This window comes from Hirschia litorea (genome assembly GCF_042665075.1).
Taxonomy (GTDB): domain Bacteria; phylum Pseudomonadota; class Alphaproteobacteria; order Caulobacterales; family Hyphomonadaceae; genus Hirschia; species Hirschia litorea.
Map to the genome: position 1 here is coordinate 733,259 of NZ_JBHTBR010000002.1, position 19,736 is coordinate 752,994.

A 19,736-nucleotide genomic window follows, 5' to 3' on the forward strand; every position below is an offset into this window, starting at 1 on the left:
GATTCGAATGTCTATTACTGAAAAAGACGATCAGCTTATCAATGTATTGCGAGAAAATGCTCGAATGAGTGTTACAGATATAGCAGCGACACTTGGTGTATCACGCTCTACAGCACAGAAAAGATTAGAAAAAATAGAGGAAGCTGGTGTTATCTCTTCCTACACTGTGATTCTATCAGAAGCTTATCAAAAAGCGCGCGTTCGTGCCCATATATCAGTAACGTTAGATGCCAAGAAAACACATAGCGTTATCAATAAAATCAAAGACAACTCCTCTGTAGAAGAAGTTCACTCCGTAAGTGGTGACTATGATCTGATTGTTATTGTATCTTCAACGACAGTCGAAATGCTCGACAAAGCTATTGATGCGCTCATTGAAATAGACGGCGTAGAGCGCACCAGTACAGCTGTTATCTTATCAACAAAGTTGAAACGTTAAGTTTCACTCAGATCCAAAGAATCGATCGCCTCGCGGACTTGTTTCGCAAGTTCGGGCCGACAGATAAGAAGATCAGGAAGATATGTATCGTCGCAATTATAGACAAAGTCCGATCCATCCATGCGGCAGGTGTGAAGACCTGCTGCATTGGCTATAGCGATAGGCGCACAATTATCCCACTCATACTGCCCGCCAGAATGCAAATAAACATCTGCCTCTCCACGTACAACCGCCATAGCTTTAGCTCCCGCAGATCCCATAGGTAAAAGTTCAGCGCCTATCATTTCAGCTACAGCTGTGGCTTCTTTCCCAGGTCGAGAACGTGACACTAGCATTTTGGGAGGAGTATTCATTGCTTTAAGCGCTGGTGGCTGGTCAGAGCGTAAAACTAAATCTAGCCCCGGCAACGCTACTGCACCTAACGCAGCTTTCCCATCAATAGATAAAGCTACGTGAACAGCCCAATCTGTGCGCCCTTCTCCATATTCTCTGGTGCCATCTACTGGGTCGATTATCCAAACACGAGATTGTTGCAGACGAGATTTATCATCCTTACTTTCTTCTGATAAAATGGCATCTTCAGGCCGTTGCGCCTTTAAAGCTTCCATCAAAAATGCGTTGGATGTTTCATCGCCAGCTTTGCCTAATGCTCTACCTTCAACCAAGCCTGAAGCTCGAACTTCCAAAAGAATACGGCCAGCCGTTTCAGCGAGCTGAGCTGCTAGCTCTGAGTCTGTTAAATTACTCATAGTGCCATCAACTTTTCGACGATTAGATCCGCAGCTTCATCAGCTGACATTTCCACAGTGTTTACGCGTATCTCAGCATCCAATGGCTGCTCGTAAGGGCTATCAATACCGGTAAAGTTTTTCAAATTACCTGCACGCGCTTTTTTATAGAGACCTTTGACATCTCGCTGCTCAGCCACTTCTAAAGGCGTATCGACGAACACCTCTATAAACTCACCATTGTTGAAAAGGTCACGTACCATTTGCCGCTCTGCTTGGAATGGTGAGATGAAAGCCGTCATCACGATCAAACCAGCATCTGTCATCAATTTGGCAACCTCCCCCACACGACGAATATTCTCAACTCGGTCTACATCCGTAAAACCTAGATCCTTATTCAAGCCATGACGGACATTATCGCCGTCAAGAAGGAAGGTGTGTTTTCCTAAGGCAAAGAGTTTTTTCTCAACGAGGTTCGCAATTGTGGATTTTCCCGACCCAGAAAGACCGGTGAACCACAAAAGACGTGCAGTCTGGTTCTTCTGAGCCGCGTGCGCATCACGATCAACATCAACTGCTTGCCAGTGTATGTTTTGAGAACGTCGTAACGCAAAGTGAATCATACCCGCAGCTACTGTCGCGTTGGTCATACGGTCAATGAGGATAAAGCCCCCCATGTCCGGATTATCTTTATAACTTTCAAAAGTAACCGGTTTGGATGTCGCTATATTGCACACACCAATGGAGTTTAGCTTTAGTGTTTTTGAGGGAAGCTTTCCGGCGGTGTTCACATTCACTTCGTATTTAGGTTCAGTGATCGTGGCCGATACCGTATTGGCACCTATTTTCAATAGGTATGGACGTCCAGACAGCATTTCTTCTTCTGCCATCCAAACCAAAGTTGCTTCAAATTGATCCGCGACTTCAGGTGGTGCGTCAGCCGTTGCAATAACATCCCCACGAGAGCAATCTATTTCATCGTTAAATGTAAGCGTTATAGATTGTCCAACAGTCGCAACATCAAGATCGCCATCCATCGTGACGATAGATTTTACTGTGGATGTTTTACCAGATGGAAGGACTCGGATGGCATCACCAGGCCGGATTGAACCCGATGTTACCAGTCCGGAAAACCCTCTAAAATCCAGATTTGGACGGTTTACCCACTGAACGGACATCCGGAACTCACGTTGCGCCATCAATGTATCGTTTAATGGAGCGTCCTCTAAATGTGAAATCAGCGTTGGACCTTCATACCATTGTGTATCAGCACTTTTCTCAACGATGTTGTCACCTTTGAGCCCTGAAATTGGTATTGCATCAAACGCTGTTAGACCAATAGAGTCAGCAAAAACCTTATAATCAGCTACGATTTCATTGAAACGCTCTTGGCTGTAACCAACAAGATCCATCTTATTTACAGCAAGAACAACATTCTTGATGCCTAGCAAATTCACTAGATATGAGTGTCTCTTCGTCTGTGTGAGAACGCCTTGTCGAGCATCAATCAAAATCACAGCCAAATCAGCCGTAGATGCACCCGTCACCATATTACGGGTGTATTGCTCGTGACCAGGCGTGTCTGCGACAATAAACTTTCGCTTTTCTGTCGCGAAAAAACGATAGGCAACATCTATTGTAATGCCTTGCTCACGTTCCGCCGCGAGACCATCAACCAAAAGCGCAAAATCTATTTCTTGACCTTGTGTCCCAACAGCTTTGGAATCGTTTTCAAGACTTGCAAGCTGATCTTCAAAAATCATTTTGGAGTCGTAAAGCAGACGCCCAATAAGCGTAGACTTCCCATCATCCACGGATCCACATGTGATGAAACGCAACATGGATTTATGCTGATGCTTTAAAAGGTAAGCATCGATATCCTCTGCAATAAGCGCTTCTGTCTCATAAATAGGAGATGAATTCTGAGTACTTTTCAAATCGGTTGTCATTTTAAAAATACCCCTCTTGCTTTTTCTTCTCCATTGACGCGGATTGATCATGATCAATTGCACGCCCTTGGCGCTCAGACGTTGTGGTCAGAAGCATTTCTTGAATAATCTCAGGCAAGGTCGCCGCCGTTGATTCAACAGCACCTGTTAGTGGATAGCACCCTAATGTTCTAAACCGGATTGATCGCTCTACAGGAACTTCCCCTTCTTTTAAGGGGAAACGATCATCATCCACCATCAACAACATGCCATCCCGCTCTACTGTGGGTCGCATCGCTGCTTTGTATAGAGGTACAATGTCGATATTCTCTAAATGGATATATTGCCAAATATCGAGTTCAGTCCAATTGGATATAGGAAATACGCGTATGCTCTCATCTTTAGATTTACGCATATTATACTGTTTCCAAAGTTCAGGACGTTGATTTTTGGGGTCCCAACGGTGACTAGCAGTTCGGAATGAAAATATGCGCTCTTTTGCACGTGACTTTTCTTCATCTCGACGCGCGCCACCAAAAGCCGCATCAAACCCATGCTTAGTAAGTGCTTGCTTTAACCCTTCAGTCTTCCACATGTCTGTATGAAGTGAGCCATGATCGAAAGGATTAATTCCTTTTTCAAGAGCTTCAGGGTTTTGATATACGATCAACTCCATACCAGCATCTTGGGCTGCTTTTTCCCTCAGCTCATACATGGCTCTAAATTTCCATGTTGTATCTACATGCATCAACGGAAATGGTGGTGGAGAAGGATAAAATGCTTTCTTGGCAAGGTGCAGCATCACCGCAGAATCTTTACCTACCGAATACAGCATAACTGGTTTATGAGCCTCTGCTGCAACTTCTCGCATGATATGAATGCTTTCAGCTTCTAATCGCTGAAGGTGTGTAAGCCGATCATTTGGTAATTCGCTGTTCGTCATAACCCATCAATCTTTATTCGGTCAGCTCAGATGATGATCCTTTTTAGGATTATCCGGCTGCTTAAATTTAAATTTACATACGTTCTAAATGCGCACATAGCTTCGGATAATCGTGACGTGATATAGATACAACGAAAAAGTGAGGTCAACCGCTTATAAGATTCATTAGAGAAACTTACCCAAACAGACGTAAAACTGCCAATTTATTGATCAAGCATCCGTGGTCATGGACACAAACACGTCCTCTAGGTCAGCTTCTTCGGTTGCTAAGTCCTTTATCCTAACGCCTGACTCGCGTATCTGATTGAGCAGGTCCATAACGCGCGTTTCATTGGCGCGATACGTCACGACCAAAGCCCCATCTATACGGCGCTCAATATTCAACCCTTTAATGGATTCAGGAATATTGGAGATCGCTTCTTCTGGCTGGACAATTAGTTTTTTGCGATCCATGCGCGATAGAAGCGTTTCCGTGCCCTCACACGCAATCACTTCGCCATGATTGATAATAGCGATCTGATCACACATTTCCTGCGCTTCTTCCAAATAGTGTGTTGTCAAAACAATTGTGGTTCCGCGCGCATGAAGCTCCTTAACATACTCCCAAAGCTGACGTCGTAGTTCAACATCAACTCCAGCTGTAGGTTCATCTAAAATAAGGATAGGTGGCGCATGCACCATAGCTTTGGCGACCATTAGTCGACGCTTCATCCCTCCGGATAACTGTCGAACATAAGCATCCTTCTTATCGCCTAAACCAAGTGCTTCTAAAATTTCATCCGAGCGACGCTCTCCTTTAGGTACACCAAAGAACCCTGCGGTTAATTCCATGCTTTCGCGTGGTGTAAAGAAAGGGTCCATATTGATTTCTTGAGGAACAACCCCCAGTGCAGCAGCTACCTCGCGTGGGTTTTTATCCAAATCATAATTCCACACATTTACTTCACCGGCAGTTTTATTCACCAAACCAGACACGATGTTAATCAAAGTAGACTTACCTGCACCATTGGGCCCCAACAAGCCAAAAATTGAGCCACGTGGAATGTTCAGATTCACCCCTTTAAGCGCATGCTTTTCCTCCATCTTGCCTTTTGCAGCATATATTTTCTGCAACCCTTTGAGCTGGATGGCGTAATCTGGCAAAATTTCTGGTGAGTTCATAACCGGCTCCACATATCAACGAATCAGAGGTCTACATTCAAATGTCCCCTAGTGGTCGCACTAGAGGTAAGGGTGAAACACGTTCGTTAAAAGGGGCGTTTCGTTGATAAGTGTCATTCACAACGAATATAGCCCTTCTTAACCGGCATTTAGACCGCCCAGTTGTTTTATTTCATAGTTTTCAAGCCATCTATTGCCAGCACCCACAAAGAATATATCATTTAAAAATACATGGGGATACTTCGATATGAAACGCCTACTTCCGATTTTAACTTATTGTGCAATCGCTACCCTCTCTTTGACTGCTTGTACTTCTACAGCTGGGTCCTTGGAGAAAAACAATGCCTCCAACAATATCCATGAACTCTCAGAACTTTTGATAAGACATTTCGAGATTGCAAATGATGCCGATAGTCCCGGCTTAGTAGACAGACGTGTCCAAGTTCATTCTCCACACTTAAAAGGTATTTGGTACTACTCTCAACTCGATAAAGGTAATCCGCAGACACTCTATCGCCAACGCCTAAACCATTTAAAGCAGATCGAGCACAGCAGTAATTTTGTGCTAATTACCTACCGCCTTAAGACTCCAGAAAGCTATGTAAATGGTTGGCTTAAACAAGATATTCTCAACGAATTAAAAGTGACTGATTTTGAGGACTATTTCGAAGATGGGTGCGATCAAATATGGCGCAAGGTAAACTCAGACGAATGGACAGGCTACGTTGATCCAAAAACTTGCAAACTATTTTCAGAACGTCGCCAAATGCACATTAGCATCGAATCCGAGGCACGATTAACATCCGAAATGCTTCAAATAAGTGAGCGCGGATTCGATGAGGCAGGACTGTTTTTATGGGGCTCAAAAATCGGTGAACTTCTTACATTAGACGTTATAAAACCTCAGGAATAAATTGCCGAATGCTCAACGGTAGGAAATTTCCACTTTTAATACCCTTCTCCGCCTGATACTCAGTTCTGCAAAAGATATGCAAATATCCAACAGTTAGATGCTTGATTTATGGAACGATAATTATGACGCGCAAATATTTCGGAACTGATGGAATTAGAGGCCAAGCGAATGCTGGCGCAATGACTCCAGAAATAGTTATGCGTCTTGGAATGGCGGCAGCGACATACTTTAAATCAGATACCGAACGTAGACACACCGTCGTTATCGGAAAAGACACACGTCTTTCAGGCTATATGATTGAACCGGCTTTAACTGCAGGTTTCACAGCTGCAGGTATGGATGTTGTGTTATTCGGTCCGCTCCCCACACCCGGTGTTGCTATGCTGACACGATCACTTCGGGCTGATCTAGGTGTAATGATTTCCGCGTCTCATAATGCCTATCAAGACAATGGCATAAAGCTATTTGGACCAGATGGGTTCAAATTATCCGACGATGCAGAATTAGAAATTGAAGCTCTTATGGAGCGCCCCATGGATGCTGACCTTGCAGCTTCAGCAAAACTTGGAAAAGCAAGCAGGATTGATGACGCGCAATCGCGCTATGTAGAAATAGTGAAAGCAACTTTCCCGCGCCGCCAACGTCTCTCCAACCTTAGAATAGTTGTCGATTGCGCCAATGGTGCCGCCTATAAAGTTGCGCCTAAAGTCCTATACGAACTTGGAGCTGAAGTTATTTCTCTCGGTGTCTCGCCAAATGGTTTCAACATCAACGAAGAATGCGGCTCAACTGACACAAGAGCACTTTCAGAAGCCGTATTGAAGTATCGGGCGGATATCGGGATCGCACTCGATGGGGATGCCGACAGGGTCGTGTTATGCGACGAAAAAGGCCAAATTATCGATGGTGACCAAGTATTGGGTCTCATCGCAAAAAGCTGGAAAGAAGAAAACAAACTATCGAAACCCGCGATTTCAGCAACAGTCATGTCAAACCTTGGACTAGAGAAATACTTAAAATCCATAGGCATAAAACTAAGACGGACTAAAGTTGGTGACCGTTATGTCGTACAAGATATGAGAGAAGCAGGTGTAAATCTCGGCGGTGAACAATCTGGCCACGTTGTTATGAGTGATTTTGCAACAACCGGAGACGGCTTAGTCGCCGCACTTCAAGTTCTCGCTGTAATTTGTAAAACAGACAAACCTGTCTCGGAAATTGCACATGTCTTTGACCGAGCACCGCAACGTTTAGACAATATACGCTACACAGGCGCAGACCCTCTAAATACCAAACACGTTAAAGCTGTGATCAAGAAAGTTTCAGAAGAACTTGGAGACAAAGGTCGCCTTGTCGTTCGGAAATCCGGTACGGAACCTCTCATACGCGTCATGGCCGAAGCCGAAGAAGAAAGCTTGATGAACAAAGCCGTAGAAGATGTTGTGACTGCCGTCAAAGAAAGCATAGCATAAAACGGCTAATTAATTTCACATTGACGTATGCACACAACGCACACTACTTAGGTAGCAACACCTTGGCCATATTGTTTGAAACAGAATCACTATGATAAACACCACAGACACAGAAATAGATCACGAAGTCATTGTAATTAATGGGCATAAAACATCTTGCGATGGCGGTGGCGGCGCACTTGGTCATCCAATTGTTTGGTACGATATGGTGGAAGACGATGTTGTGGAATGCAAATATTGCGACAGACGTTTTGTTCGCAAAGGAAGCTCTTTAGATCCAACTAAATAGTTTTCAAATTCAAATTACAAAAAAGGCGCTTCCAATTTGAAAGCGCCTTTTTTAACATCTATCAAAACAAGTATTTATTGGACGCGTGTCACCGATATTCCCGCATCCTTAAGCATGGAAACGACAGAGTCCTTACCGACAAGGTGGGCTGCTCCTACAGCAATAAAGAAAACACCCTCTTCTTTTTCAATAAGTTTATTGATTTCCACTGTCCAATTTGCATTTCGCTTTACAAGCATCACATCCATTAGTTCTTCAGATGCCATTGATGGATCAGAAAGCACGATTTTTTCTAGCGTCGCTATATCTCCAACAACCCACGCATTATCCATTTCGATAATGGAACTACCAATACTTTCTATTTGACGCACGGTTTCCATCAATAAATTGACTTGGACATCTTCATCCAAATTCGCCATAAACGACAATTGTTGTTCGGCAGTTTCAAAATACCTTAGCTCTTTATTTGCAATTTTTGCTTCAGGGACAAGGATATTCTCAACACCGGACTCAGGGTCTTGCCCTTCTGCCACTATTGCTTGCATCACGATCATCATCGCCGCAAACCAAGGCTGCATTTTAGCTACAGCTGCCGTCGGAAAATTCAATTCCGCAGCAGCCACTTTAAGCGCATCAGCATCATTAGCGTTTAGCAATGAGAACAAATCTTTGCCAACTGGCATGAAACCTAATTTTGCCACAGCCCGTGCTAATGATGCATCTTCACCTGAGACATCGGCCTCAAAATAGACTACATCAGATCGACTAAATGCTGTTTCAAAGGCCTCCGTACGCCACTGGAGGCTTGGCGGTAAGACATGCACAGTACCGAACAAGTAAACAGTTGTATCGGCATCACCAGTTTTCCAAAGCGCCGGCCCCTCACCATTCTCTAAAGCAGCAGCTTTTAAAACAACAGGCTCGGAAACACTGACCTCTTCCTTTTCAATTTTTTGCGAACACGCGGGCAAAGTTAAACAAGCGATCACCGTGGCACTGACGCTCAAAAATTGCTTCAACATAAAGAACTCCAAAATATCTTATCAACCAATTTAACAGGTAAATTGGAAACAACCAGCACTGTGAACTGGAAACTTGCATCTATCGGAATGTTAAAGCCAAACGCGTATAAACGATTGAAATATTAAATATCTCATCATCAGCGCGGCTCCGCATTAGCGGTTAATTTTGGGAAAGGAATATTCAAGTGGTGGGCGATGACGGTGTCGAACCGCCGACCCTCTCGGTGTAAACGAGATGCTCTACCGCTGAGCTAATCGCCCTAACCACTTGAAGAGCCATGAAATATACATGTTTCTCTAGAACTGCAACGCCTAAATTCAAAAAAAATGAAGAAACTTCATAAAAAAACCTCCCCGATTTAACGAAGGAGGTTTTTGTCTTCAATAGCCCCTTTTTAGGAAGCCATTAAACTTAGATTTTTGTTGATTAGTGTGGTGAAGGTAGGTTTGCCCCACTCTCCGGGCCGTTCCGACCGAATCCTGCTCGAAAATGCGCATCATCCGCATCTGTCCAATCCACAGGTGTAATTGGCAAGGTAAGTGCTCGTGCTAAAACCTGCTCTATTGTGGATACAGGCACAATCTCTAACCCTTCCTTTACATTATCAGGAATATCCGCAATGTCTTTCTCATTTTCTTGCGGAATGAGGACAGTTTTTATGCCCCCTCGAAGAGCAGCTAAAAGCTTTTCCTTCAATCCCCCAATAGGAAGAACACGGCCTCGTAATGTAACTTCACCAGTCATAGCAACATCACGGGACACAGGATTGTTGGTCAGCAAAGATACAATTGCTGTCGTCATGGCTATACCTGCCGATGGACCATCTTTAGGCGTTGCACCCTCGGGCACGTGAACGTGAATATCTGTATTGTTGAACACAGTAGGACGTATGCCCAATGACGCTGCACGCGATTTCACCAAGCTATTGGCTGCCGAGATGGATTCCTTCATCACATCTTTCAGGTTTCCCGTCACAGTCATTTTGCCCGGTCCAGGCATTTGAACAGCCTCAATAGAAAGCAACTCACCACCTACTTCAGTCCAAGCAAGCCCTGTTACCGCACCAACTTGATCATCAAGCTCTGACAAACCAAACCGATATTTACGTACACCTGAATAATTCGCCAAGTTTTCTTGTGTAACCGTCACGGACAGAGAAACATTTTGAACAATTTCACGAACCGATTTACGAGCCAAACGTGCAATCTCACGCTCTAAACTACGCACACCAGCTTCACGCGTATAATAGCGTACCAAGTCTCGTATCGCACCGTCGGTAACGCTCCATTCACCCTCTTTTAGACCGTGATCTTTTATAATCTTAGGAATTAAGTGGCGCTTCGCTATTTCCAACTTTTCATCTTCAGTATAGCCGGCAATACGGATTATCTCCATACGGTCTAACAAAGGTTGCGGCATATTCAATGAATTCGCTGTCGTGACGAACATGATGTCTGATAGATCATAATCAACTTCAAGATAGTGATCATTGAATGTTGAGTTTTGCTCAGGGTCTAATACTTCAAGCAAAGCAGCCGAAGGGTCTCCTCTGTAATCCTGCCCCAACTTGTCAATCTCATCCAACAAGAACAAAGGGTTACCTGTTTTTGCTTTCTTCAATGATTGGATAATACGCCCAGGCATTGAGCCTATGTAAGTTCGGCGATGACCACGAATTTCAGATTCATCACGTACACCACCAAGAGACACGCGCACAAACTCACGTCCAGTAGCGTTTGCTATGGATTTACCAAGTGATGTCTTACCAACCCCTGGCGGCCCAACCAAACACAATATGGGTCCACGTAGCTTTTTAGTTCGCGATTGAACTGCTAAATATTCTAGAATGCGCTCTTTGACTTTTTCCAAACCGTAGTGGTCGCCCTCAAGCACATCTTCAGCAACAGTTTGGTCTGTATTGACCTCTTTGCGCTCACCCCATGGTAGAGCAATAATCCAATCCAGATAATTTCTAACAACTGTTGATTCAGCCGACATCGGACTCATCTGGCGAAGTTTTTTCAATTCTGCAGCAGTTTTTGCGCGCACTTCATCCGACAGTTCAAGAGCGTTTAGCTTGTCTTCTAATTCAGCCAATTCATCTTTTTCTTCGCCCTGATCGCCCAACTCGCGTTGAATTGCTTTCATTTGCTCGTTCAGGTAATATTCTCGTTGAGTTTTTTCCATTTGGCGCTTCACACGGTTGCGGATTTTCCGCTCCATTTGAAGCATTCCAATCTCACCTTCCATCAGCGCGTATACTTTTTCTAGCCGCTCAGACACGCTCGAAAGTTCAAGCAATTCCTGTTTTTCAGCTATCTTGATTGACAATTGAGCTGACACAGCATCAGCAAGCCTGCCTGGGTCTGTGATTTGAGAAACATTACCCACAGTGTCAGGAGGAATTTTGCGGTTGAGCTTCACATAGCCTTCGAATTGCTCGATGACGGTGCGCATCAATGCAGACGCTTCACCTTCCTCTTCTTCGACAGGCTCATCAATCATCTCTACATTGGCGGTATAATAGTCGCCTTGATCGACCAACTCACATAATTTAGCGCGTTGCTTGCCCTCTACGAGTACTTTCACAGTACCATCTGGCAATTTTAACAACTGCAAAATTGTAGCAATTGCTCCTGTCTCAAAGAGATCTTCAGCAGCCGGATCATCTGTTCCCGCATCACGCTGCGCAACTAACAAAATCTCTCCACCCTCACTGCCCACTTCTTCAAGTGCTCTCACTGATTTATCGCGCCCCACAAATAACGGAGCCACCATGTGTGGAAAAACAACAATATCGCGCAGTGGTAGGACAGGGAGTGATTTACGTTCTGCCATTTAATTCTCCTACAAGACCGTCATTTCGCAAAAGCGATATGCCTTTAATCTTGGTTTTGTTACTTCTTACTAAAATGTCTGTCCTTATACGGATCAGCATTTCTTGTCTTAAATGTGGATGCGTCCGCCACAGGCTTCAACCCATGACGGACGCATAATTTTAGATAAACACAGTTATTGCTGTAAAATATCCCAGTACCGCCCGAATTAGGACGCTTCACCAGTTTCTACTTTTGCTTCACCATGAACATAAAGTGGCTTTGCACGCCCCTCAACGACCTCAGAATTAACAACAACCTCTTCTATGCCGCGAAGGTTTGGTAATTCAAACATAGTATCAAGCAAGATTGCCTCGAGAATTGAACGCAACCCACGAGCACCAGTGCGCCGTGATATCGCTTTACGGGCAACAGCCAGAAGAGCATCTTCAGAAAATGTCAATTGCACATCTTCCATATCAAACAAGCGCTGATATTGCTTCATAAGAGCATTCTTAGGTTGAGTTAGGATCTCAACCAAAGACTCTTCATCAAGGTCCTCAAGAGTTGCAATCACTGGAAGACGCCCAATAAATTCTGGAATCAACCCAAACTTTACGAGGTCCTCTGGTTCACAATCTTGCAAAACTGCACCAACACGACGCTCATCAGGGTCTGACACGACCGCACCAAAACCAATAGATGAACCTTGCCCACGCGCAGAAATAACCTTGTCGAGACCAGCAAATGCTCCACCACAAATAAACAACATATTTGTAGTATCCACTTGCAAGAACTCTTGTTGTGGATGCTTGCGGCCACCCTGCGGAGGTACCGACGCGACAGTACCCTCCATAATTTTCAAGAGTGCTTGTTGCACACCCTCTCCGGACACGTCTCGTGTGATCGATGGATTATCAGATTTACGAGAAATCTTATCAATCTCATCTATGTAAACGATACCGCGCTGAGCACGTTCAACGTTGTAATCTGATGCTTGGAGCAATTTAAGAATAATATTCTCAACATCTTCCCCGACATAACCAGCTTCAGTCAATGTCGTGGCATCTGCCATTGTAAACGGCACATCGATAATACGCGCCAACGTCTGAGCGAGAAGTGTTTTACCACAACCTGTCGGACCGACGAGTAGGATGTTTGATTTAGCTAGCTCAACCTCAGGGCTCTTAGAAGCATGGCTCAAACGTTTGTAGTGATTATGAACGGCAACAGCCAGCACACGCTTAGCTTTAGCTTGGCCGATTACGTAATCATCTAGTACATCGCAAATTTCTTGCGGAGTGGGCACACCTTCAGTTGATTTAACAAGGGTTGTCTTATTCTCTTCACGGATAATATCCATGCAAAGTTCAACACACTCGTCACAAATGAAAACGGTTGGACCCGCAATCAGTTTTTTTACTTCGTGCTGGCTTTTACCGCAGAAGGAGCAATACAGTGTGCTCTTACTATCTCCACCTGATGCGTTCTTGGTCATAGACACCTCAACTTGTGGGGCCGCTGACAGATACAATCCCTGCCTCCAAAGCGACCCATGTGCAATTTTCAGTCTTCCTAATGTTTCCAAAAGGCCTCCCGATCAACCGGAAGGATAGACTACAGCTTTGACGATTCAATTAATATAAAACCGACATTCAAAGCTAAATTATGGCGCGAGTAAAACACAAACGCCTTAAAAAACTATTCAGCAGAAACAGAACGTTTCTCGAATACGCGATCCACAATGCCAAATTTCACAGCTTCTTCAGCTGTCATAAAGCTATCGCGGTCAAGTTTTTTCTCGATCGCAGCGTAATCTTGGCCAGTGTGGTTAACATAAATATTATTCAAACGACGTTTAATGTCGATAATTTCCTCTGCGTGGCGTTCGATATCAGAAGCTACTCCACGATAGCCGCCTGAAGGTTGGTGCACCATAATGCGTGCATTAGGCGTCGCGAAACGCATATCTTTTTCACCAGCAGCTAGGAGCAACGACCCCATGCTAGCAGCCATACCGATACAAGCTGTAGATACAGGACAACTAATGTACTGCATTGTGTCGTAGATGGCTAAACCAGAGGACACAACTCCACCTGGGGAGTTGATATACATCGAGATTTCTTTTTTAGGGTTTTCTGATTCAAGGAACAAAAGCTGCGCAGTAATTAGCGTTGCCATGCCGTCTTCTATAGGGCCGGTGACAAAAATGATCCGTTCTTTCAGCAAACGGGAAAAAATATCGTAGGCGCGCTCGCCCCGGCTACTTTGTTCCACCACCATGGGCACTAGGTTCATCGCTGTTTCAATTGGGTCGTGCATTATATTCGCAGTCTTTGGCTGTCGCCGCGTCAAGACCGACGCGACTCGTGATGTTTCGATCAATATTTGGTCTCATGCCCAATCGCGCAAGACCCGAAATACTATTTTCTCTGTGCACAGAGGCACTTTAACCTCAATATTACACATATCTCCCAACATAAACCGAGAAATACTAACTCTTAGTATGCGAACGCATAAAAAACAAAAAAAGGCCGATGAATTACTCAACGGCCTTTTCATATAATTCTCTATTGTAGAGATTTCTATTCTTCGTCAAGCGCCTTTTCAAGCTCTTCACGTGTCACAGTCTTATCTGTCACTTTTGCGCGCTCGATAATGTAATCCACTACTTTTTCTTCAAACAATGGCGCACGAAGCTGAGCCATAGCAGCTGGTGTTTTTTGATAGAACTCGATTACTTGTTTCTCTTGTCCAGGGTAGCGTTGCGCTTCCATGTTCAAAGCACGAGAAACTTCTTCTTGTTTGATTTCTACCTTGTTGATGCGACCAATCTCAGCAAGCACAAGACCTAAACGTACGCGACGTTCCGAAATCTTTCTATACTCTGCTTTAAGATCGTCTTCGCTCTTTGCTTTATCATCTTCATCAAGACGATCAGCTTTTTTCTCTTCTTCAAACTGACGCCAGATTTGTTCAAATTCAGCTTCAACCATCCCAGGAGGCAATTCAAAGCTGTGACGCTCATCAAGCGCATCAAGAAGAACTCGCTTCAAACGCTGACGTGATCCGCTAGCCAACTCTTGTTCAATATTTTTCTTGATTAGGTCTTTGAGAGTCGCAAGATCTTCAATTCCAAGACCTTTTGCAAACTCTTCGTCTATTTCAGCTTTCTTCGGCGCACGAACTTCATTCACCTTCGTAGCAAAAACAGCTTCTTTACCAGCCAAGTTTTCAGCAGGGTAATCCTCAGGGAATGTTACCTTAACTTCAACTTCTTGACCTGTTTTCGCACCAACCAATTGGTCTTCAAACCCAGGGATAAAGCGCCCTTCTCCAAGAACGATAGTTTGCCCTTCAGCAGTACCGCCATCAAACAACTCACCATCAATTGAGCCAGAGAAGTCGATAACTACAGCGTCGCCTTCGCGAGCTTTAGCAGTTTTACCACGTGCTTCAAACTGTTTGTTAGATTCAGCAAGCTTTTCAAGAGCCTCATCTACTTCAGCATCAGTCGCCTCAACAACAAGACGCTCAAGCTCTAAATCTGTTAGATCAGCAGGCTCAAAATCTGGCATAACTTCCACTTTCATGGAGTATTCTAGATCAGCTTGTCCTTCAATCAACTTCTCTTGATCACATGTAAGATCAATAGCTGGCTGCGCTGCCGGACGAATTTCTTTATCTTCAAGGACTTTTTGCGAAGAGGATGTCACTTCTTCTTGAATGATATCACCCAAGATGGACTTTCCGTAAGTTTTACGAATGTGCGCCAAAGGTACTTTACCAGGGCGGAAACCTTTTAGGTTCATCTGCGGACGCAGTTGAGCCATCTTAGCTTCAAGTTTTTCAGCTAGGTTATCTTTTGAGATAACAACCGTATATTCGCGAGTCAGCCCTTCGGACTTGGTCTCAGTGACGTTCATCACAGATTCCTCAAAATCTATTTGCCCCAAGCGTAAATGCCTTCAGGGTTTGGTGAAATGAAAGGCAGCAATCATAGCCCCGTAAGGAACCAAGCGCCGCGCAAGATTGGCGGGTGGTATGTCACACAGGACGCCCTGTGTCCATTGGGGAATTGCTATGAATTTGAACCATTTTCCGGCTGGTGCGGGTAGAGGGACTCGAACCCCCACGCCATAAGCGCTGGTACCTAAAACCAGTGCGTCTACCAATTCCGCCATACCCGCAAACGAGCCGGAAGCAGCGTCTCTACTCTAAGATTACACTAGAGTTCAAGTGCTAAATTCAATTTTTCTTTCCCAAAGCACATTGGAAGGCCGAATTTCCTCATAAATGCGCGTTAGAATACGCGGGAAATAATCCATTAAGTCCTCAGAAATTAATCCAGCACCGCCAGATAAAGATGCTTCACCGTGTATCCACACCGATGCAGAGGCAGAATCATATGCGGACACGCCTTGAGCCATCCAACTTCCAATCATTCCTGCAAGCACATCCCCGCTTCCCGCCGTAGCTAGAAATGGAGAACCATGCACATTTACGCGCGCTGCTCCATCTGGAGAGGCAATAACACTGTCAGCGCCCTTCAATACAACAACGCATCCTGCAATATTTGCAGCAGTCCTCGTTGCATTTATTTTATTTCCAACTTCCGCAAGCAATCCGGGAAACAAACTTTCAAACTCGCCCTCATGAGGGGTCAACACACATTTTTCGTGCAGCAACCCAAACAAAAATGAAGGGTCATCTTTAAAAACAGTCAAAGCATCTGCATCCAGAACGATGGGCACGCCAGTTTGCAAAAGTGACGCAACTTTAAACCGCGTCCCCTCAGTTACACCAGCAGCAGGCCCAAACACGAGCCCAGACTGTGAGGCGCTCAGAAGGTAAAGCTCATCTATGTCTGCATAATCTTTCGTCATCACCGCTAGCGAACTAGCCGCCATCTCAGGAATAGCGCTCGCATGCCCTAGCAATGTCACAAGACCCGCGCCTACACGCAGTCCCGCCCTTGCGGCTAATCTAGCTGCTCCTGTTTTCCCGGCCTCACCAGCAACTACCCCTAAACTTCCGCGTTGATGTTTGTGCGTACTTCTTGTTGGCCACGGCAATTTGTCCGCCCATACATCAGGCCGATTGAGAAAAATCTCATCACCAACATATGCGAGAGTCTCTTCTGAAATACCAACATCCACGACACTTATAGCACCGCACAAACTGGCAGCTGATTCTATAACATGCGCTGTTTTAAGCGCATTAAAAGTAACCGTTATGTCTGCACAAATAGCTTCCGAAGATAGCGCACCTGTATCACCTCGCACACCAGTCGGAACATCTATACTTAAAACATGAGCCTTAGTAGCATTTATCAATTGCACGAGTTGAAGGAATTCTCCCTCCAGTGGCCGCGAATTGCCTGCGCCAAGCATTGCGTCAACGACAACGTCACCTTCACTTAATTCAAAACTGTCGTTTTCACTTTTATCCAGCAAAACGCTTGCTGCCTGAATATCATCCAGAACCAGCTCAGCCGCCCCCTCAGCATCGCCTGATAAGTCACCAACGTCTCCGATCAAAAAGAGAGAAACTTGGCGTCCCAGCTGCTCTAAATACCGGTAGGCGACGAAACCATCTCCCCCATTATTGCCCTGACCGCACAACACAATTACCCGTCCGTCAGGCCATGTGTTGTGCACCATTTCAGCACACGCACGCCCAGCAGCATCCATTAGACTAGCTCCAGACAGCCCAAATTCTGATGTTCTTCTATCAGCCTCATTCATCTGATTAACGCTAATAATGCGCATGGTTGCATTGTCTCCGGAATCATTTTGACGTTTTGAGTAGTTATAGTATGTTTAAATTACTCAATTTTGATGCCAACACGAAAACATATAGAAGTCCATTTCAACCTCTTTCGCCAGAACACCTTTAAAACCAAGGCCTCTCGCGCTTAAACTTTCTTTATAATAAATTGAATTTCACCAAGTTTCATGTCTGGCAATTCGAGTGATTAAGTATTAGGCTGCGATGCATAATTATTGTGCAACTTAAGCGTAGGGCTTGGATTCAAGTGAATTTCACTACTCAGGCCAATCTTGTTCGCGCATACAAGGCGGCAGAACTCGCCCAACGTAAAAAAGGGGCCTTAAAATTTCTGACAGGGCCTATCAAGGTGTGATTGAAAATGAAAAAAATCGAAGCGATCATCAAACCATTCAAACTCGACGAAGTAAAAGAAGCGCTGCATGAAGTTGGGCTTCAAGGCATGACCGTGATTGAAGCAAAAGGTTTTGGACGTCAGCGCGGCCATACAGAGTTGTATCGTGGCGCTGAATATGTCGTAGATTTTCTTCCAAAACTTAAAATCGAAGTTGTTGTTGCTGATTCCCAGCTTGATGCTGCACTTGAGGCCGTCTCTAGCGCTGCCCAAACAGGAAAAATTGGTGATGGAAAGATATTCGTATCCGATATTTCCGAAGTCGTTCGCATTCGCACAGGCGAAACAGGTGAGCAAGCAATCTAACGCTCCTAGCACCGAGCGAATAAAACAAAGTTTCTTACACAGAATCCTAGAATATGGTGTCCGCGATTAAACGGATGTCAAAATATACACTAATAGAGGAGTGACCCCGTGTCCGAGAGTGTTTTAAAACTGATCAAAGAAAAAGACGTTCAGTTCGTCGACCTACGTTTTACAGACGTAAAAGGTAAATGGCAGCATGTAACCTTTACTGCTGATGCCGTGGACGCGGCAATGTTTGAAGACGGAACAATGTTTGACGGTTCATCTATTGCTGGTTGGAAAGCCATCAACGAATCAGACATGGTTTTGTTACCTGATGCCTCTACTGCTCACATTGACCCATTCTACCAGCAAACAACAATGGTCATTAACTGTGACATCCTTAACCCAGGCACAATGACTGCCTATAACCGTGACCCACGTATGACAGCAAAGAAAGCGGAAGCTTATTTGAAGTCTACTGGAGTTGGTGACACAGCTTTCTTTGGACCTGAACCAGAATTTTTCATCTTTGACGATGTTAGATGGTCTGTAGCGCCAAACAACACAGGTTATTCTTACGATTCAACAGAACTACCTGAAAACACAAACAAAGAGTACGAAACAGGCAATATGGGTCACCGCCCAGGCCCTAAAGGTGGTTATTTCCCAGTACCGCCAATCGATTCTTGTCAGGACATGCGCTCTGAAATGCTCTCAGTTATGGCTGAGCTCGGCATGAAGCCAGAAAAGCAACACCACGAAGTTGCTCCAGCTCAACACGAGCTAGGCATGGTCTTCGGCACATTGATCGAAATGGCTGATCGCGTACAACAATACAAATACGTCGTTCACAACGTTGCTGCTTCTTACGGTAAGACAGCGACTTTCATGCCAAAACCAATGTACAAAGACAATGGTTCTGGAATGCACGTGCACCAATCAATTTGGAAAGATGGTGCGCCAACTTTCGCTGGTGACGGATATGCTGACCTTTCAGAAACATGCCTCTACTACATCGGTGGTATCATTAAGCACGCCAAAGCATTGAACGCGCTTACAAACCCAACAACAAACTCTTATAAACGCCTTGTACCAGGTTATGAAGCACCTGTTATGCTTGCTTATTCAGCACGTAACCGCTCAGCTTCTATTCGTATTCCTTACGGTGCCGGCCCTAAAGCTAAACGTATCGAAACACGTTTCCCTGACCCATTGGCAAACCCATATCTTGCATTTGCTGCACTTCTGATGGCTGGTCTTGACGGTATCCAAAACAAAATCCACCCGGGTGATGCTATGGATAAAGACCTATACGACCTACCTGCTGCTGAAGCTGCTGCTATTCCACAAGTGTGTGGTTCACTACGCGAAGCTCTTGAAGCCTTGGATAAAGACCGTGACTTCTTGAAAGCTGGCGGTGTGTTCGATGATGATCAAATCGATGCATATATCGAACTGAAAATGGAAGAAGTCATGAACCTAGAACTTCACCCTCACCCGGTTGAGTTTGACATGTACTACAAAGCTTAATTGCTTAGAGTTCGTTAGAACT

The 19,736-nt window shown here is 44.8% G+C and carries 16 protein-coding genes and 2 tRNA genes; 6 read left to right on the forward strand and 12 right to left on the reverse strand.

Annotated features, from left to right (window positions below):
- Nucleotides 1–7 precede the first annotated feature (7 nt).
- Entirely contained in the window at nt 8–439 is a 432-nt protein-coding gene (locus ACFQS8_RS03440; protein ID WP_382165733.1) for an Lrp/AsnC family transcriptional regulator, read from the forward strand.
- Here ACFQS8_RS03440 and ACFQS8_RS03445 read toward each other — a convergent pair.
- The 4 genes from ACFQS8_RS03445 to ACFQS8_RS03460 form a co-directional block, all read right to left on the reverse strand.
- Nucleotides 436–1,188, reverse strand: a complete 753-nt coding sequence (locus ACFQS8_RS03445) for a 3'(2'),5'-bisphosphate nucleotidase CysQ (RefSeq protein WP_382165735.1) — start codon at nt 1,186–1,188, stop codon at nt 436–438. The two genes, ACFQS8_RS03440 and ACFQS8_RS03445, sit on opposite strands and share 4 nt — an antisense overlap.
- Entirely contained in the window at nt 1,185–3,116 is a 1,932-nt protein-coding gene (cysN, locus tag ACFQS8_RS03450; RefSeq protein WP_382165737.1) for a sulfate adenylyltransferase subunit CysN, read from the reverse strand. The genes ACFQS8_RS03445 and cysN overlap by 4 nt, the downstream gene beginning before the upstream one ends.
- Nucleotide 3,117: 1 nt before the next feature.
- Nucleotides 3,118–4,038 carry a sulfate adenylyltransferase subunit CysD gene (gene cysD / locus ACFQS8_RS03455; protein WP_382165739.1) on the reverse strand — a complete coding sequence of 307 codons (921 nt, stop codon included), beginning with the start codon at nt 4,036–4,038 and terminating at the stop codon, nt 3,118–3,120.
- 210 nt (nt 4,039–4,248) lie between these two features.
- Complete coding sequence (locus tag ACFQS8_RS03460; protein ID WP_382165741.1) at nt 4,249–5,199, reverse strand: ABC transporter ATP-binding protein; 951 nt, start codon at nt 5,197–5,199, stop codon at nt 4,249–4,251.
- Between the two features lie 247 nt (nt 5,200–5,446).
- Between ACFQS8_RS03460 and ACFQS8_RS03465 the strand changes: the two genes are divergently transcribed.
- The 3 genes from ACFQS8_RS03465 (at nt 5,447) to ACFQS8_RS03475 (ending at nt 7,873) form a co-directional block, all read left to right on the forward strand.
- Nucleotides 5,447–6,112, forward strand: coding sequence for a chromophore lyase CpcT/CpeT (locus ACFQS8_RS03465; RefSeq protein WP_382165743.1), 666 nt, complete (start codon nt 5,447–5,449; stop codon nt 6,110–6,112).
- A gap of 122 nt (nt 6,113–6,234) precedes the next feature.
- Entirely contained in the window at nt 6,235–7,584 is a 1,350-nt protein-coding gene (glmM, locus tag ACFQS8_RS03470; RefSeq protein ID WP_382165745.1) for a phosphoglucosamine mutase, read from the forward strand.
- A 91-nt stretch (nt 7,585–7,675) separates the two neighbouring features.
- A complete protein-coding gene (locus ACFQS8_RS03475) occupies nt 7,676–7,873 on the forward strand; it encodes a zinc-finger domain-containing protein (protein ID WP_382165747.1) in 198 nt (65 codons plus the stop codon).
- Between the two features lie 74 nt (nt 7,874–7,947).
- Here the strand turns inward: ACFQS8_RS03475 and ACFQS8_RS03480 are convergent, their stop codons facing one another.
- The 8 genes from ACFQS8_RS03480 to ACFQS8_RS03515 form a co-directional block, all read right to left on the reverse strand.
- A complete protein-coding gene (locus tag ACFQS8_RS03480; RefSeq protein ID WP_382165749.1) occupies nt 7,948–8,895 on the reverse strand; it encodes a TraB/GumN family protein in 948 nt (315 codons plus the stop codon).
- A gap of 186 nt (nt 8,896–9,081) precedes the next feature.
- Nucleotides 9,082–9,156 (reverse strand) — tRNA-Val (locus ACFQS8_RS03485).
- A 166-nt stretch (nt 9,157–9,322) separates the two neighbouring features.
- Entirely contained in the window at nt 9,323–11,734 is a 2,412-nt protein-coding gene (gene lon / locus ACFQS8_RS03490; protein WP_382165751.1) for an endopeptidase La, read from the reverse strand.
- 207 nt (nt 11,735–11,941) lie between these two features.
- On the reverse strand, nt 11,942–13,210 hold the full coding sequence (gene clpX, locus ACFQS8_RS03495; protein ID WP_382165753.1) for an ATP-dependent Clp protease ATP-binding subunit ClpX: 1,269 nt from the start codon (nt 13,208–13,210) through the stop codon (nt 11,942–11,944).
- Nucleotides 13,211–13,413: 203 nt separating this feature from the next.
- Complete coding sequence (locus tag ACFQS8_RS03500; RefSeq protein WP_382165756.1) at nt 13,414–14,034, reverse strand: ATP-dependent Clp protease proteolytic subunit; 621 nt, start codon at nt 14,032–14,034, stop codon at nt 13,414–13,416.
- A gap of 263 nt (nt 14,035–14,297) precedes the next feature.
- Complete coding sequence (gene tig, locus ACFQS8_RS03505) at nt 14,298–15,638, reverse strand: trigger factor (protein WP_382165758.1); 1,341 nt, start codon at nt 15,636–15,638, stop codon at nt 14,298–14,300.
- Between the two features lie 180 nt (nt 15,639–15,818).
- Nucleotides 15,819–15,902: transfer RNA gene (locus ACFQS8_RS03510), tRNA-Leu, on the reverse strand.
- A 45-nt stretch (nt 15,903–15,947) separates the two neighbouring features.
- Nucleotides 15,948–17,483, reverse strand: coding sequence for an NAD(P)H-hydrate dehydratase (locus ACFQS8_RS03515; protein ID WP_382165760.1), 1,536 nt, complete (start codon nt 17,481–17,483; stop codon nt 15,948–15,950).
- 380 nt (nt 17,484–17,863) lie between these two features.
- Between ACFQS8_RS03515 and ACFQS8_RS03520 the strand changes: the two genes are divergently transcribed.
- The gene (locus ACFQS8_RS03520) at nt 17,864–18,202 is read left to right on the forward strand and encodes a P-II family nitrogen regulator (protein WP_382165762.1); all 339 of its coding nucleotides are present in this window, start codon (nt 17,864–17,866) and stop codon (nt 18,200–18,202) included.
- Between the two features lie 108 nt (nt 18,203–18,310).
- Nucleotides 18,311–19,714 carry a type I glutamate--ammonia ligase gene (glnA, locus tag ACFQS8_RS03525; protein ID WP_382165764.1) on the forward strand — a complete coding sequence of 468 codons (1,404 nt, stop codon included), beginning with the start codon at nt 18,311–18,313 and terminating at the stop codon, nt 19,712–19,714.
- The last annotated feature ends 22 nt before the right edge of the window (nt 19,715–19,736 follow it).